This window comes from Sphingomonas sp. OK281 (genome assembly GCF_900115295.1).
Lineage (GTDB): Bacteria > Pseudomonadota > Alphaproteobacteria > Sphingomonadales > Sphingomonadaceae > Sphingomonas.
This window is the reverse complement of record NZ_FOVZ01000004.1, coordinates 285055-300401: the sequence shown is the minus strand read 5'-3', so window position 1 is coordinate 300401 and position 15347 is coordinate 285055. Positions and strand designations below refer to the sequence as shown.

Sequence of the window (15347 nt, the reverse complement as noted above, 5' to 3'; positions counted from 1 at the left end):
CGAGGCATTTCCCATGAGCGCAGTTTCCACGATCACGTCGGCCCTCGGGCTGGGCAAGAAGAAGGTCCGCTATGCGATCGTCGGGCTCGGCGACATCTCGCAGGCATCGATGATGCCGGGCGTCGCGCATACCGGCAATTCGGACATCACCGCGCTGGTGACAGACGACGCGGAGAAGGCCCGCGCGCTCGGCAAGATGTACGGTGTCGAGGCGACCTATCGCTACGACCAGTTCGACGAACTGCTCGCCTCCGGGCTGATCGACGCGGTGTATCTTGGGACGCCGAACTGGCGCCATGCCGAGTTCGCGATCCCCGCGCTGAGGGCAGGGGTCCACGTGCTGTCGGAGAAGCCGCTGGAGATTTCGGTCGAAAAGGCGGAGGCGATCCGCGACGCCGAGCGCGCATCGTCCGCCAAGCTGATGACCGCGTACCGGCTGCATTTCGAGCCGTCGACGCTCGACGCGATCCGCCGCATCCGCGCCGGCGAACTCGGCGAACTGGTCGCGTTCACCTCGTGCTTCACGCAGAAGGTCGATCCCGCCAACCACCGCGTCAAGAACGGCATCATCGCCGGGCCGCTGTTCGACATGGCGCCGTACCCGATCAACGCGACGCGCTACCTGTTCGGTGCCGAACCGATCGAGGTCGTTTCGGCAGTCGCGACGCGGCATCCGGAAGCGGGGCTGGGCGACCTCGACGACACGTTCGCGGTCACGCTGCGCTTTCCCGGCAATCGGCTCGCGCAGTTCACGGTTTCCTATTCTGCGAACAATGTCGACAGCCTGACGATCTCGGGCACCAAGGGCAGCATCCATATGGACCCGGCCTACGGCTTCGGCGACGCGATGGAGCAGCGCGTGACGATCGGCGAGAAGAAGAGCCATGAAAGCTTCAAGCCGACCGACCAGTTCGGTGGCGAGATGCGGTATTTCTCCGACTGCATCCTCGAGGATCGCGATCCCGAGCCGGATGCGGAGGAGGGGCTTGCCGACTTGCGCGTGATCGAGGGCGTGCTCGAGGCGTTGAAGACGGGCCGGGCGGTGACGTTGCCGCCGTTCCAGCGGTCGCGGCGGATTTCGGCGGACCAGGAGCAGACCCTGTCGCCGGTCAAGGAGCCCAAGCTCGTCCACGCCGCCAGCCCGACCGGCTGAGCGGCATGCTCGCCTTCCTCGATTTCGAAGCGTCGTCGTTAGCGAAGGCGAGCTACCCGATCGAGGTGGCGTGGGTGTTCGAGGACGGGACGTCGGAAAGCCACCTGATCCGGCCCGCGGCAGAATGGACCGACTGGGATCCGGCGGCGCAGGCTATCCACCGGATCGAGCGACGCGTGTTGGAAGAGACTGGCGAGGACCACACCGTCGTGGCGGCGCGAATGGTCGACGCGTTGGCGGGGCATGATCTGCTGGCGAGCGCGCCGTCCTGGGATGGCAAATGGCTAAGCGCGTTGCTGCGGGCTGGCGGGCAGCCGCGGCGGGTGTTGCGGTTGCGCGATAGCGACGAGGCGCAACTGGAGGCTGCACGAGCGTGTCTGGCGGGTGTCGAGCCGCCGGCGGTGCGGGAGGCTTTGGCGCGGGAGGTGGTCGGCGAGGTGTCGCAACGGCGGAATGGACGGGTGCCGGATCACCGGGCGCTTGCCGATGCGGTGGCGGAGCGCGAGCAGTGGTTGGAGGTGAAAGCTGAAGCTGCGCGGCGGGCCAGGGGGTATGGGCTGACGTACCTGTCTTAGGCACCACCCCGGCGGAGGCCGGGGCCCAATCGGGACGGGTTTGTGACGACGTGCAGCGCTTCGTTACTGTGACCTTGCCAGTTGGGCCCCGGCCTCCGCCGGGGTGGTTCTGAAACTGGAGTTGGTCATCTATATTGAGAAGCTTGTTTCCCCGCGAAGGCGGGGACCCAGACTAGGCTCCCGCCTTCGCGGGAGAACACGGAGCGGTTGCCGCGACCCTTACGACTATCACGCCCCCCCGGCGGAGGCCGGGGCCCAGTTGGGAAACACAGCTAGCGGAGCGCGGCCCGTCGTTACTACGACCTTGCCAACTGGGCCCCGGCCTCCGCCGGGGTGGAGCCAATTGGTCGACGGCAACGGGGGGCCTGCGTGCGCCGACACCTCGACGCGATACCCCCGGTGCCTCAGTCCGTTTCCGCCCGCGAAGCGCCGCTCATCGTCACCGGTTGCGGACCGCCTGCGGTGGCTTCCAGCGTCGAATCCCCGCCCAGCACGCGGTACAGCGTCACGCGGTTGCTCGCGCCGACGAGTTGCGTCGCGACGAGGTTTCGCTGTGCCGTATACAGTGACCGCTGCGCGTCGAGCGAGTTGAGGAAGGTGTCGATCCCGCCGCGATAGCGCGCGTCGGACAGGCGATACGTGTCCAGAGCGGCCTCCGAGAAGTTCTGGTTCGCCTTCAACTGGTCCGCGATCGTGCCCTGGCGAGCCAGCGCGTCGGCCGTCTCCTGGAACGCCGTCTGGATCGTCTTTTCGTAGGTCGCGAGCGCGGCGTCGCGTTGCGCCTTCGAATAGGCGACCCCGGCGATCCCCGCACCGGCGCGGAAGATCGGGTAGCTGACCGAGGGCGCGACCGAATAGTTGAACGCGCCGCCGCTGAACAGCGAGGTCAGCGACGTGCTCGCGAAACCGAGGATGCCGGTCAGCGAAATCTTCGGGAACAGTTCCGCGCGCGCCGCGCCGATCTCGGCGTTGGTGGCGCGCAGTTCATATTCCGATTCCACGACGTCCGGCCGGCGCAGGAGGATGCTGCTGTCGAGCCCCGCCGGGAGCGCGGCGACGGTCGGCAGGGCCTGCTCGATCGACACGGGCAATAGCGCCGCATCGACCGGCGCGCCGACCAATAATTGCAGCGCGTTGACGTCCTGTGCGAGCGCGGTGCGCTGCTGCGCGAGGTCGGACTGCGCGGTGAACAGGATCTGCTGTGCCTGCCGCAGGTCGGTGCGTGGCGCGACGCCGCCGCGCAACCGCGCGTTGGTCAGCGTGACGCTGCGCTGCGAACTGGCGACGGTGTCCTGCGCGATCTTGAGCAGGCTCTGGTCCGACGCGTAGGTGAGCCACGCGTCGGCAATGTCGCCGACCAGCGTCAGGCGGGTGGCGCGCGCGGCGGCTTCGGTCGCGAAATAGCGATCGAGCGCGGCGCCGGTCAGCGACCGGATGCGGCCGAACAGGTCGAGTTCGAACGCGGTGGTGCCGAGATCGACCGAGAACGCGCTGCTCGAACTCGAGGACGTCACCACCGAGCCGGTCGTACCGGTGGTCGTGCCGGTCCCGCTAGTCGTGCCGGTGCCGGTGGTGGTGCCGGTGGTCGTGCCGGTTCCGGTGCCCGTCGTGGTCCCCGTGCCGCTCGAGACGGTGCTGCGCGTGCCGCTCCCGCCGCCGGAATATGTGTAGCGACCGCTCGCATCGATCTGCGGCAACAGGTCGCCGCGCTGGATGCGGTATTGCGCACGCGCGGCGGCGATGTTGGCGGCGGCGACGCGGAGATCGCGGTTGTTCGCCAGCGCCTGGACGATGATCTGCTGGAGCCGTGGGTCGCGGAACACGTCGCGATAGGTGATCGCCGGCAGCGCGGCCTCCGACTGGCGCAGATACGCGTCGCCGACCGGGAGCGAGGGCGGCACCGGGAGTTCGGTACGCGCGTATTTAGGCGCGAGCGAGCAACCGGCGAGCGCGGTCGAGGCGGCGAGGATCAGGACTAGCGAACGCATCATGCGGGCTCCGGCCGGTGAGGGCCCTGTGGTTCGGGCGGGCCGAGCGGTTCGTTGCGATCGCCATCATGGCCGTCGCCGTCATGCCCGTGGTCGTCGCCATGACCCTGGAAGCCGGTCGGGCGTCCCCGCAGCTTGGCGATGCCGTCGCGCGCGCCGCGGCGGACGAGGACGAAGAACAGCGGGATGTAGAAGATCGCCAGGATCGTCGCGGTCAGCATGCCGCCGACCACCGCCGTACCGATCGCGATACGGCTGTTCGCGCCGGCGCCGGTCGAGAGGGCCAGAGGCAACACGCCGAGGATGAACGCGAACGAGGTCATCAGGATCGGGCGCAATCGGATCTTCGCCGCGGACAGCGCCGCCTCGATGACGCGCTTGCCCTTCTTCTCTTCCTGCTCGGCGAACTCGATCATCAGGATCGCGTTCTTTGCCGCCAGGCCCATCGTCGTCAGCAGGCCGATCTGGAGATAGACGTCGTTGATCAGCCCGCGCAGGGTGACTGCGAGGATCGCGCCGACGAGGCCCAATGGGATCACGAGCAGCACCGCGATCGGGATCGACCAGCTCTCGTACAGCGCGGCGAGGCACAGGAACACGACCAGCAGCGACAGCCCGTAGAGGATCGGTGCCTGACCCGAGGACAGGCGTTCCTGATACGACAGGCCGGACCACGCGACCGAGGTGCCGGGGATTTGGCCCGCAAGCTCGGCAATCCGGTTCATCGCATCGCCCGAACTGACGCCCGTCGCGCCGGAGCCCTGGATCTCGTACGAGGCGATGCCGTTGAAGCGCGACAGCGTCGTCGGTGCCTGGCCCCAACTGGTCTTCGCGAATGACGAGAACGGCGCCATCTGGCCGTTCGAGCCGCGCACGAACCACTGGCTGAGGTCCGATGGCTGCGCACGGAACTGTGCGTCGCCCTGGACATAGACGCGCTTGACCCGGCCACGGTCGATGAAGTCGTTGACGTACTGACCACCCCAGGCGGTCGACAGCGTCGAGTTCACGTTGGCTTGCGTCAGGCCGAGCGTCGACAGCTTCTGCTGGTCGGCGTCGACGCGCAGCGTGGCGACGTCGGGCAGTTCGGTCAGGCGGATCGCGGTCAGCGACGAGTCGGCGCGGGCGAGCGCGAGCAACTTGTCGCGCGCGGCGTTGAACTCGGTCTGGCTGAGTCCACCGGCGTTCTGCAGCTCCATCGTGAAGCCGTTCGACGAGCCCAGACCGCGCACCGCCGGGGGCACGAGCGAATAGACCTGCGCGTCACGGAAGCCGGCGAAGGCCTTCGACGCGCGACCGGTGATCGCGTCGGCGGTGTTTTCCTTGCCCTTGCGGTCGTCCCACGGTGCGAACGCGATGAAGCCCTGCCCGGTGTTCTGGCCGCTCGCGCCGCCACCGCCGCCACCGCTGACGGTGAACATTGTGCGGACGTTGGCCTTCTCGTTGGTGTAGTAATATTGCTCGATCTGCTTCTGCAGCGCGAAGGTGCGGCCTTGCGTGGCACCCGCGGGCAGCTGGAACTGGACGATGCCCGAGCCCTGGTCCTCGGTCGGCAGGAAGCCCGTCGGCAGTCGCAGGAACAGCACCGCGAGCACCGCGACGATCACCGCGTAGATCAGCAGGAACAGCCACTTGCGATCGATCACCGACTGCACGGCACTGGTGTATTTTTGCGTGCCCTTCTCGAACCCGCTGTTGAACTTGTCGCCGGCCCGCGTGAAAAAGTGCGCGACCTTCGGGAATTTGCGTTCGCCCCAGCTCTTCTCGGTGTTGCCGTCTGCGTCCTTCTGCTTCTGCTTGAGCAGCGTCGCGGTGAGGGCGGGGGAGAGGATCAGCGCGACCAGCACCGACAGCACCATCGCCGACACCATCGTCAGCGAGAACTGGCGGTAGATCACGCCGGTCGATCCGCCGAAGAACGCCATCGGCAGGAACACCGCCGACAGCACCAGCGCGATCGCGACCAGAGCGACGGTGATCTCGTTCATCGACTCGATCGTCGCCTCCCGAGGCGTCATCTCGGGATTTTCCTCCATCAGGCGCTCGACGTTCTCGACCACGACGATCGCGTCGTCGACCAGCAGGCCGATCGCGAGCACGAGCCCGAACAGCGTCAGCGTGTTGATCGAGAAGCCGGCGAGATAGAACACGCCGAACGTGCCGAGCAGCACGACCGGGACCGCGATCGTCGGGATCAGCGTCGCGCGCCAGCTTTGCAGGAACACGAACATGACGATAACGACGAGGATGACCGCCTCGATCAGCGTCTTCACGACCTCGTCGATCGACAGCTTGATGAAGTCGGTGGTGTCGTTGGCGTAGGCGAATTTGAGGCCTGGCGGGAAGCTCTTGGCGGACTTGGCGACGAACGCCTTGACCAGCTCGGCGGTCTTGAGCGCGTCGGCGCCCGGCGCGAGCAGCACCGCGATGCCGGCGCCGGGATGCGCGTTGACGCGGCTGCGCGCGTTGTAGTTCTCCGCACCCAGCTCGATCCGGGCGACGTCGCGCAGCTTGACCACGGCGCTGTCGTTGGTCGTCTTCAGGATGATGTTGGCGAACTGCTCGGGCGTCTGGAGGCGCGACTGCGCGGTGACGGTGGCGTTCAGCATCTGCGTGTCGGGCTGGGGCTGCCCGCCGAGCTCGCCAGCGGCGACTTCGGTATTCTGCGCCTGGATCGCGGTGGTCACGTCGCTCGGGATCAGCTGGTAGCTGGCGAGCTTGTTCGGGTTCAGCCAGATCCGCATCGCGTATTGCGCGCCGAACACGTTGCTGTCGCCGATCCCCGGAATACGGCCGAGCGGGTCTTGCAGGTTCGAGACGAGATAGTCCGAGACGTCCTGATTGGTCAGCTTGTCGGTTTCGTCATAGACGCCGACGATCAGGAGGTTGTCCGGGTTCGATTTCCGCACCACGAGGCCCTGCTGCTGCACCTGCGTGGGGAGGCGGGACAGCGTCTGCTGGACCTGGTTCTGGACCTGGACCTGCGCGATGTCGGGATCGGTGCCCTTCTCGAACGTCACGGTGATCGTCACCGAGCCGCGCGACGACGAGGACGAGCTGAAATAGATCAGGCCATCGATGCCGGTCAGCGATTGCTCGACGACCTGCGTGACGCTGTTCTGGATGGTCTGTGCGTTGGCCCCCGGGAAGGTCGCGCGGACGGTCACCTGTGGAGGCGCGACGTCGGGGTACTGCGCGATCGGCAGGCTCATGATCGCGCCGATGCCGCCGAGCATCACGATGATCGCGAGCACCCAGGCGAAGATCGGGCGATCAATGAAGACACGGGATAACATAAGAGCTTAGCCGGCCTTTTTCTGGCTGGAGTCGCCGTTTGAAGAGTCGTCCTTGGGCGCTTCGATCTTCTGCGCGGTGTTTTCCGGCACCGGCTTCACGCCCTGGTTCGGCGCGATCTTCGACAGGCCCTGCGTGATGATCCTGTCGCCGGGGTTGAGCCCGCTGGTGACCACCCAGAATGCGCCCTGCGTGCGGTCGGCCTTGATCTTCTTCTGCACCGCCTTGTTGTTCGCATCGACGACGTAGACCGTCGCATTGCCCTTGGCATCGCGCGACACGCCCGCCTGCGGCACGAGGAACGCGCGCTGGTTGATCGCCTGCGCGAACTTGGCCTGGACGAACATGCCGGGGAGCAGCAGCCCTTGCGGATTGGGGAAGCGCGCGCGCAGCGTCACGGTGCCGGTCTCGGTATTGACCAGCGCTTCGGCGAACTCGACCGTGCCGGTCGCACCATATTCGCTGCCGTCCTCGAGCGTGAGGCGGACTTCGGCGCGGGTCGCGACGATGCCATTCTGGCCGAGCGAGCGACGCAGCGCGAGCAGGTCGCCGGAGGATTGCTGGATGTCGACGAACATCGGGTCGAGTCGCTGGATCTGCGCGAGCGGGTCGGTCTGCGTCGCGGACACGAGCGCGCCGACGGTGAACAGCGAGCGGCCGATGCGCCCGGTGATCGGCGCGGGGACGGTCGTGAATTTGAGGTTGATCTGCGCTGTCTCCAGCGCGGCGCGGGTCTGCGCGACCGAGGCGGTGGCCTGGCGCGAGGTGGCGACCGCGTTGGTATAGTCCTGCTTGCTGATCGCCTCCATCTCGGCGAGCGGCTTGTAGCGCTGTGCGAGAATGGTCTGCGCCTGCTGGTTGGCGCGCGCACTCTGGAGGTTGGCCTGCGCCTCGTTGGCGGCGGCGCGATAGAGTCGCTGGTCGATCTCGTAGAGCGGCTGGCCCTTCTTGACGAGCGTACCCTCGGTGAAGAAGCGGCGGCGGATGATGCCGGTGACCTGCGGGCGGACGTCCGAGCTTTCGAACGCGGTGGTGCGGCCGCTGAGTTCGGTGGTCATCGCGACGCTGGTCGGCTGGACGACGACGTAGCCGACGGTCGGCGTGCCCTGACCGGGCTGGCCACTGCGGCCGGCCTTGCCCTGGGCCTTGTCGTCGCCGCCGGAGCAGGCGGCGAGCGCCAGTGCGGGCACCAGCAGGATGGCGCACCGCCGCGCAGAAAATCGTGTGGCTATCAAGTTTGGTATCCGCTCGCGATCGGTGGTGGCAGCTGTTGGTCGGCCTAAACCACGAGGATGTACCAGAAGTATGTCAGTTGAAAAGTAAGGGTTGGAAATAGGGAAGAAAGAGTAACCTGTTTGATTGTTTGAGGGTGTTTTGTGCGACGTAAGGCCCGCCAACGTCCCAAGAATTGTTTCCCCGCGAAGGCGGGGACCCAGACTGGGCTCCTGCCTTCGCGGGAGAACAAGGAAGGGGCGGGCGCCCCGACCGTTACACCACCCCGGCGGAGGCCGGGGCCCAGTTGGGGAACGTTGCTAACGGAGGGCGGTCCGTCGTTACTGCGACCTTTCCAACTGGGCCCCGGCCTTCGCCGGGGTGGTGCTTGTTGTTCGGGTCCTCCAAACCAAATTCTCTTGAGCGCGTTTAGCGGTGGATGCCGGAACGAGCCCGGCATGACGGATGGGGTGGGCTGATGGCTTCGATCGATGATGACAAGAAGGCGCCTGCTGTATCTGCCGTGGCGGAAGTTCAGGACGGGATGCTGGTCGGTCTTGGCACCGGTTCCACAGCAGCGTTTGCGATTCGAGCGCTTGGCGAACGGGTCGCTCAAGGTCTGCAGATCCACGCCGTCGTCACCTCCGAAGCTTCCGGCAAACTCGCCCGCGAACTCGGCATCGAGATCCTCGACTTCGCCACCATCGCCCATGTCGACCTCACGATCGACGGCGCGGACGAGATCGACTCGCGGTGCTTCGCGATCAAGGGCGCAGGTGGGGCGATGCTGCGGGAGAAGATCGTCGCCGCAAGCTCGGCACGGATGGTCGTGATCGCGGACGGCTCCAAACGCGTCCACCGGATCGGCGCAGCCAAGCTGCCGGTCGAGGTGCTGCCGTTCGCCATCACCTATGTCATGCGCGTCCTCACGGACATGGGAGCCGCCCCGACGATCCGTGACAACTACCGGACGGATCAAGGCAATCTCGTCATCGACTGCCACTTCGCGACTCTCGAAGACCCCCGCGCAACCGCCACCACGCTCGCCGCGATCCCCGGTATTCTCGGCCACGGGCTGTTCCTCGACGAGGTCGATGCCGCGTATATTGCTACCGATGGCGTCGTTACGCGACTGGAACGGACGGGTGCATCCGACTAAAGGCATCCTATGTTGGCAACCAGATCGGATGCGCGGCGTTCGGTCACCGTCTAGAGCGAGGCTTCTTCCATGACCGATACCGCAACCGCCCCCACCAAGGCGGACCCTATGCTGCACGAGGACGGCTCCCCCGAGCGTCTGGCGATCGATACCATCCGCACGCTGTCGATGGACGCGGTGCAGAAGGCCAATTCGGGCCATCCCGGCACGCCGATGGCGCTCGCGCCGGTCGGCTACACGCTGTGGTCGAAGTTCCTGCGCTATGATCCCAAGCACGCCGACTGGCCCAACCGCGACCGTTTCGTGCTGTCGGTCGGCCATGCGTCGATGCTGCTCTATTCGCTGATCCACCTCGCCAAGATCGAAGAGATCGACGCGGACGGTAACAAGACCGGCAAGGAGGCCGTCAGCCTCGCCGATATCGAGCAGTTCCGCCAGCTGTCGTCGAAGACGCCGGGTCACCCGGAATACCGTCACACGACGGGCGTCGAGACCACCACGGGGCCGCTCGGCCAGGGTTGCGGCAATTCGGTCGGCATGGCGATCGCCGAGCGCTGGCTCGCCGCGCGCTACAACAAGGACGGCTTCACGCTGTTCGACCATGACGTCTACACGATCTGTGGCGACGGCGACATGATGGAGGGCGTCTCGGCCGAGGCTGCGAGCCTCGCCGGGCATCTCAAGCTCAGCAACCTCTGCTGGATCTACGACAGCAACCACATCTCGATCGAGGGCGCGACCGATCTCGCGTTCGACGAGGACGTCGGCCTGCGCTTCGACGCCTATGGCTGGAACGTCATTCACATCGACGACGCGAACGACACCGCTGCGCTGAGCCGCGCAATCGAGACGTTCAAGGCGACCAACGACAAGCCGACCTTCATCGTCGTGCATTCGGTGATCGGTTACGGCAGCCCCAAGGCGGGCAGCGAGAAGGCGCATGGCGAGCCGCTCGGCGAGGAGAATATCCGGCTTACCAAGCAGGCTTACGGTTGGCCTGAAGACAAGTCGTTCTACGTCCCCGACGGCGTGATCGAGCATTTCAACGGTGCGATCGCCGAGCGTGGTGCCAAGCTACGTGACGAGTGGGTCGCGCTGACCGACAAGTATCGCGGTGCCTATCCCGAGCTGTCCGCCGAGCTCGACCTGCTGCTCAAGGATGAACTGCCCGAGGGCTGGGACGCCGACATCCCGACCTTCGAGGCGGATGCCAAGGGCGTTGCTAGCCGCGATTCGGGTGGCAAGGTGCTCAACGCGATTGCAGCCAAGGTGCCGTGGCTGATCGGTGGTTCGGCCGATCTCGCGCCGTCGACCAAGACCGACATCAAGGGCCAGCCCTCGTTCGAGGCGGAGAACTACGCCGGCCGGAACTTCCACTTCGGCATCCGCGAACATGGCATGGGCGCGATCGTCAACGGCATGGCGCTGTCGCATCTGCGCTCCTACGGCTCCACCTTCCTGGTGTTCGCGGATTACATGCGCGCGCCGGTGCGCCTGTCCGCGATCATGGAGGTCGGCGCGATCTGGGTGTTCACGCACGATTCGATCGGTGTCGGCGAGGACGGCCCGACGCACCAGCCGATCGAGCATCTCGCCACTTTGCGCGCGATCCCCGGTCTCGACACGATCCGTCCGAGCGACGCGAACGAAGTCGTCGCGGCATGGAAGGCGGTTCTCAAGGACGCCAGCACGCCGGCCGCGCTGATCATGTCGCGCCAGGCTCTGCCGACGCTCGACAGGACCAAATATGCGAGCGCAGACGGGCTCGAGAAGGGTGGCTATGTCCTCGCGGATAGCGATGGCACGCCCGAGGTGATCCTGATCGCAACCGGCAGCGAAGTGTCGCTGGTCGTCGAGGCGCACGAGAAGCTGACCGCGGACGACGTGAAGAGCCGGGTCGTGTCGATGCCGAGCTGGTATCGCTACGAACTGCAGGACGCCGCGTACAAGGAAAGCGTGTTGCCGCGTGAAGTGCGGGCGCGCGTTGCAGTCGAGATGGCCGGGTCGATCGGTTGGGACCGCTATGTCGGCCTCGACGGCGCGACCGTGACGATGTCGACCTTCGGGGCTTCGGCACCGCTCGCCAAGCTACAGGACAAGTTCGGGTTCACCGTCGACAATGTCGTCAAGGTCGCCCGCCAAGTGATGGAGACCAAGTGATGGGTGCGCTCAACGATCTCGAAGGCTTCGGCCAGGCGGTATGGCTCGATTTCGTCGACCGGAAGTTCCTGGAGGCCGGTGGCCTCCAGAAGCTGGTAGATGAGGATGGCCTGACCGGGGTCACGTCGAACCCGTCGATCTTCGAAAAGGCGATGGGTCACGGCGATGCCTATGACTCGACACTGGCCGAATACGACAAGCAGCATGCCGGCGCGGCGACGATCGACCGCTACGAGCATCTGGCGATCCAGGACATCAAGGCGGCGGCGGAGACTCTGAAGCCGGTCTATGACAAGCTCGACGCGAAGGACGGCTATGTCAGCTTGGAGGTGTCGCCGTACATTTCGGACGATACCGACGCGACGATCGCCGAGGCGAAGAAGCTGTGGGCGGCGGTCGATCGGCCGAACCTGATGATCAAGATCCCGGGGACGCTTGCGGGCGGTCCGGCGATATCGTCGACGATCGCGAGCGGGATCAACGTGAACGTCACGCTGCTGTTCGCGCTCGACGCGTATATTCGCGTTGCCGAGGCCTATGCGGCTGGTCTGGAAGAGCGCGTCAAGCAGGGGCAGCCGATCGACAAGATCGCCAGCGTTGCGAGCTTCTTCGTCAGCCGGATCGACGCGTCGATCGACAAGGAGATCGATGCGCGTCTCGAGAAGGGCGATGCCGAGGCCGATGCGCTGAAGGCGGTCCGCGGCAAGGTCGCGATCGCGAACGCGAAGATGGCGTATCAATGGTATCTCGACTTCCTGAAGTCGGATCGCTGGCAGGCGCTTGCCGCCAAGGGTGCGCAGCCGCAGCGTCTGCTGTGGGCGTCGACCGGCGTGAAGGATCCGAGCTATCCCGACACGCTCTACATCGACACGCTGATCGGCAAGGATACGGTCAACACGATGCCGCCAAAGACGATGGATGCGTTCCGCGACCACGGCACCGCGGCGGAGACGATCACGCAGGATGTCGAGGGCGCGAAGCACACGCTGGCCGAAGCTGAGCGGCTTGGTCTCGACCTGAACGGCGTGACCGGCAAGCTGGTCGAGGAGGGCGTCGCCTCGTTCGTGAAGGCGTTCGACGACCTGCTCGGCTCGATCGCGAAGAAGCAGCCCGCGACGGCGTAAGTCTACGTCATGCCGGGCTCGTTCCGGCATCCACGGTTCCGCGAATCCGACAGGTTCGATTTGCGGAACGGTGGACCCCGGAGCAAGTCCGGGGTGACGGAATTTGGCGTTGCACTACCCACACAAGGAATTCCCCATGAAGATCGGACTGATCGGCCTCGGCCGGATGGGCGGCAACATCGCGCGCCGGTTGATGAAGAACGGCCACGAAGTCGTCGCGTTCGACCGCGATGCCGAAGCCGTGAAGAAGCTCGCCGCCGACGGCGCGATCGGCGCGGACTCGCTCGACGACATGCACGCCAAGCTCGACACGCCGGCGATCTGGTGGGTCATGGTCCCCGCAGGCGAGCCGACCGAGAGCACCGTCCAGGCGATCGCCGCGAAGTCGAATTCGGGCGATATCATCATCGACGGCGGCAACAGCTTCTACAAGGACGACGTCCGCCGCGCGAAGGAACTGGCCGAGAAGGGCATCCACTATGTCGACGTCGGCACGTCGGGCGGCGTGTGGGGCCTCGAGCGCGGCTATTGCATGATGATCGGCGGCGACAAGGAGACTGTCGACCTGCTCGATCCGATCTTCGAGACGCTCGCACCGGGCATGGGGACGATCGTCCGCACGCCGGGCCGCATCGAAGGCCAAGCCGATCCGCGCGCCGAGAAGGGCTATATCCACGCAGGCCCCTCGGGCGCCGGCCACTTCGTCAAGATGGTCCATAACGGCATCGAATACGGCCTGATGCAGGCCTATGCCGAGGGCTTCGACATCCTCAAGGGCAAGTCGGGCGAGCATGTCGTCGAGGAGGAGCGCTTCGACATCAACCTGACCGACGTCGCCGAAGTCTGGCGTCGCGGCAGCGTGATCTCGTCGTGGCTGCTCGACCTGTCGGCGATCGCGCTGGCGAAGGACGGCACGCTCGAAGGGTTCAGCGGCAGCGTCGCGGACTCGGGCGAAGGCCAGTGGACGATCGATGCGGCGATGGAGGAGAAGGTGCCCGTCAACGTGCTGAGCGCGGCGCTGTATGCGCGCTATCGCAGCCGAGTGGACCATACGTTCGGCGATAAGCTGTTGTCGGCGATGCGCTATGGCTTTGGCGGTCATGTCGAGATGCCACAGTGAGCGGTGGCATGAGCGGTATCAAGCTGCTGGTCTCCGATGTCGACGGAACGCTCGTCGACAAGGAGAAGAAGGTCACGCCAGCCACCGTCGACGCGGTCAAGCGATTGAAGGCGGCGGGTCTCGGCTTTACGATCATCAGCGCGCGGCCGCGCTCGGGGATGATGCCGATCGCCGAGTTGCTCGGCATCGACGAGCCGATGGGCGCGTTCAACGGCGGGATCGTGTTCAAGCGCGACGGCACCGTGATCGAGCACCACATGATCGACGTCGACGTCGTCCGCGGCGCGATGGAGATCATCGGTGACGCGCCGGTCGACACGTGGTTCTTCGCGGACGATGTCTGGTATGCCAGCACCGACCAGGGCGGGCATGTCGGCAGCGAGAAGAAGGCCTCCGCGCAGGACCCGGTGATCGTCTCCGACTTCACCGACCTGCTAGCCAAGGCGGACAAGGTGACGTTCGTCAGCGATGACGAGGATTTGTTGCGCGACCTGCACGCGAAGGTCGCCGCCAAGTTCGATACGCAGGCGACGATCGTCCAGAGCCAGACCTATTATCTCGACATTACGCCGGTGGCCGGGAACAAGGGCAGCGGGATCGAGGAACTGGCGGACGCGTTCGGTATCTCGTTGACCGAGACCGCGGCGATCGGCGATCAGGCCAACGACATTGCGATGCTCAAGCGCGCCAAGCTGGCGATCGCGATGGGCAACGCACCGCAAGCCGTCCGCGACGTCGCGCACGAGATTACCAGCGCGAACGATGCCGACGGCGTCGCGCACGCGATCGACACCTTTATCCTTACTGGAGTTTCCGCATGAAAGAGCTCGTTGCCTTCGACCTCGATGGAACGCTGGCCGAGAGCAAGCAGCCCTTGCAGGAGCCGATGGGCGAGGCGCTGGCGAACCTGCTCGACGTCGCGCATGTCGCGGTGATCTCGGGCGGCGACTGGCCGCAGTTCGAGAAGCAGGTCGCGTCGCGCCTGCCCGAGCGTGCCGACCGCACCAAGCTGTGGCTGATGCCGACGACGGGCACCAAGCTGTACCGGTTCGATGGCGAATGGCGCGCGGTGTATGCCGAGCTGTTCGAGGAGGACGAGAAGCAGAAGATCCTCAAGGCGTTCGACGAGTCGTTGGAAGCCACTGGCTTCGTGCCGGAGAAGACCTGGGGCGAGCGGATCGAGGATCGTGGTAGCCAGATCACGTTCTCTGCCTTGGGGCAGGAAGCGCCAATCGACGCCAAGCACAGCTGGGATCCCGACTTCGCCAAGCGGAAAGTGATCCAGGCGGACTTGCAGAAGCGCCTGCCGGGGCTGTCGATCAACATGGGCGGCGCGACCTCGATCGACATCACGCGTGAGGGCGTCGACAAGGCGTATGGTCTCAAGAAGCTCAACGAGGCGAGCGGCATCGCACTCGACAAGATGATGTTCATCGGCGACGCGATCTTCCCGGGCGGGAATGATTATCCGGCGGAGCAGCTTGGGCTGGACGTCGTGAAGGTAAAGAACGTCGACGGCACGCTGGCGGCGATCGCCGGGATCGTCGCGTGCCTGAAGTAAT

At 65.6% G+C, this 15347-nt stretch carries 11 protein-coding genes; 8 read left to right on the top strand and 3 right to left on the bottom strand.

The window, feature by feature from the left end; translation table 11 throughout:
* The first annotated feature begins 13 nt into the window (after nucleotides 1-13).
* A complete protein-coding gene (locus BM244_RS15685; RefSeq protein ID WP_093399835.1) occupies nucleotides 14-1153 on the top strand; it encodes a Gfo/Idh/MocA family protein in 1140 nt (379 codons plus the stop codon).
* A gap of 5 nt (nucleotides 1154-1158) precedes the next feature.
* The gene (locus BM244_RS15680; RefSeq protein WP_093399833.1) at nucleotides 1159-1728 is read left to right on the top strand and encodes a 3'-5' exonuclease; all 570 of its coding nucleotides are present in this window, start codon (nucleotides 1159-1161) and stop codon (nucleotides 1726-1728) included.
* Between the two features lie 404 nt (nucleotides 1729-2132).
* Here BM244_RS15680 and BM244_RS15675 read toward each other — a convergent pair whose 3' ends face one another.
* Genes BM244_RS15675 through BM244_RS15665 form a run of 3 tightly spaced genes read right to left on the bottom strand, consistent with a single transcriptional unit; the run spans nucleotide 2133 to nucleotide 8245 of the window.
* On the bottom strand, nucleotides 2133-3719 hold the full coding sequence (locus BM244_RS15675) for an efflux transporter outer membrane subunit (protein WP_093399831.1): 1587 nt from the start codon (nucleotides 3717-3719) through the stop codon (nucleotides 2133-2135).
* Complete coding sequence (locus BM244_RS15670; RefSeq protein ID WP_093399830.1) at nucleotides 3716-7012, bottom strand: efflux RND transporter permease subunit; 3297 nt, start codon at nucleotides 7010-7012, stop codon at nucleotides 3716-3718. The genes BM244_RS15675 and BM244_RS15670 overlap by 4 nt, the downstream gene beginning before the upstream one ends.
* Before the next feature lie 6 nt (nucleotides 7013-7018).
* Nucleotides 7019-8245: an efflux RND transporter periplasmic adaptor subunit gene (locus BM244_RS15665; RefSeq protein ID WP_254784477.1), complete on the bottom strand. Its 1227-nt coding sequence runs from the start codon at nucleotides 8243-8245 to the stop codon at nucleotides 7019-7021.
* 455 nt (nucleotides 8246-8700) lie between these two features.
* Between BM244_RS15665 and rpiA the strand changes: the two genes are divergently transcribed.
* The 6 genes from rpiA to BM244_RS15635 all read left to right on the top strand — a co-directional run bounded on the left by rpiA (nucleotide 8701) and on the right by BM244_RS15635 (nucleotide 15346).
* The gene (rpiA, locus tag BM244_RS15660) at nucleotides 8701-9381 is read left to right on the top strand and encodes a ribose-5-phosphate isomerase RpiA (RefSeq protein WP_093399828.1); all 681 of its coding nucleotides are present in this window, start codon (nucleotides 8701-8703) and stop codon (nucleotides 9379-9381) included.
* Between the two features lie 69 nt (nucleotides 9382-9450).
* On the top strand, nucleotides 9451-11541 hold the full coding sequence (tkt, locus tag BM244_RS15655) for a transketolase (protein WP_093399827.1): 2091 nt from the start codon (nucleotides 9451-9453) through the stop codon (nucleotides 11539-11541).
* On the top strand, nucleotides 11541-12665 hold the full coding sequence (gene tal / locus BM244_RS15650; RefSeq protein WP_093399825.1) for a transaldolase: 1125 nt from the start codon (nucleotides 11541-11543) through the stop codon (nucleotides 12663-12665). Before tkt ends, tal begins: the two co-directional genes overlap by 1 nt.
* 136 nt (nucleotides 12666-12801) lie before the next feature.
* The gene (gene gnd, locus BM244_RS15645; RefSeq protein ID WP_093399824.1) at nucleotides 12802-13785 is read left to right on the top strand and encodes a phosphogluconate dehydrogenase (NAD(+)-dependent, decarboxylating); all 984 of its coding nucleotides are present in this window, start codon (nucleotides 12802-12804) and stop codon (nucleotides 13783-13785) included.
* A gap of 8 nt (nucleotides 13786-13793) precedes the next feature.
* Nucleotides 13794-14606, top strand: coding sequence for a Cof-type HAD-IIB family hydrolase (locus tag BM244_RS15640; RefSeq protein WP_175518229.1), 813 nt, complete (start codon nucleotides 13794-13796; stop codon nucleotides 14604-14606).
* The gene (locus tag BM244_RS15635) at nucleotides 14603-15346 is read left to right on the top strand and encodes an HAD-IIB family hydrolase (protein ID WP_093399819.1); all 744 of its coding nucleotides are present in this window, start codon (nucleotides 14603-14605) and stop codon (nucleotides 15344-15346) included. The genes BM244_RS15640 and BM244_RS15635 overlap by 4 nt, the downstream gene beginning before the upstream one ends.
* Nucleotide 15347 lies beyond the last annotated feature (1 nt).

What these genes read in the sequence shown, in the direction of transcription:
- tal (WP_093399825.1), top strand. Translation starts at nt 11,541, where the DNA reads ATGGGTGCGCTCAACGATCTCGAAGGCTTCGGCCAGGCGGTATGGCTC.
- rpiA (WP_093399828.1), top strand. Translation starts at nt 8,701, where the DNA reads ATGGCTTCGATCGATGATGACAAGAAGGCGCCTGCTGTATCTGCCGTG.
- BM244_RS15685 (WP_093399835.1), top strand. Translation starts at nt 14, where the DNA reads ATGAGCGCAGTTTCCACGATCACGTCGGCCCTCGGGCTGGGCAAGAAG.
- tkt (WP_093399827.1), top strand. Translation starts at nt 9,451, where the DNA reads ATGACCGATACCGCAACCGCCCCCACCAAGGCGGACCCTATGCTGCAC.
- BM244_RS15675 (WP_093399831.1), bottom strand. Translation starts at nt 3,719, where the DNA reads ATGATGCGTTCGCTAGTCCTGATCCTCGCCGCCTCGACCGCGCTCGCC.
- BM244_RS15640 (WP_175518229.1), top strand. Translation starts at nt 13,794, where the DNA reads ATGAGCGGTATCAAGCTGCTGGTCTCCGATGTCGACGGAACGCTCGTC.
- BM244_RS15670 (WP_093399830.1), bottom strand. Translation starts at nt 7,012, where the DNA reads ATGTTATCCCGTGTCTTCATTGATCGCCCGATCTTCGCCTGGGTGCTC.
- gnd (WP_093399824.1), top strand. Translation starts at nt 12,802, where the DNA reads ATGAAGATCGGACTGATCGGCCTCGGCCGGATGGGCGGCAACATCGCG.
- BM244_RS15635 (WP_093399819.1), top strand. Translation starts at nt 14,603, where the DNA reads ATGAAAGAGCTCGTTGCCTTCGACCTCGATGGAACGCTGGCCGAGAGC.
- BM244_RS15680 (WP_093399833.1), top strand. Translation starts at nt 1,159, where the DNA reads ATGCTCGCCTTCCTCGATTTCGAAGCGTCGTCGTTAGCGAAGGCGAGC.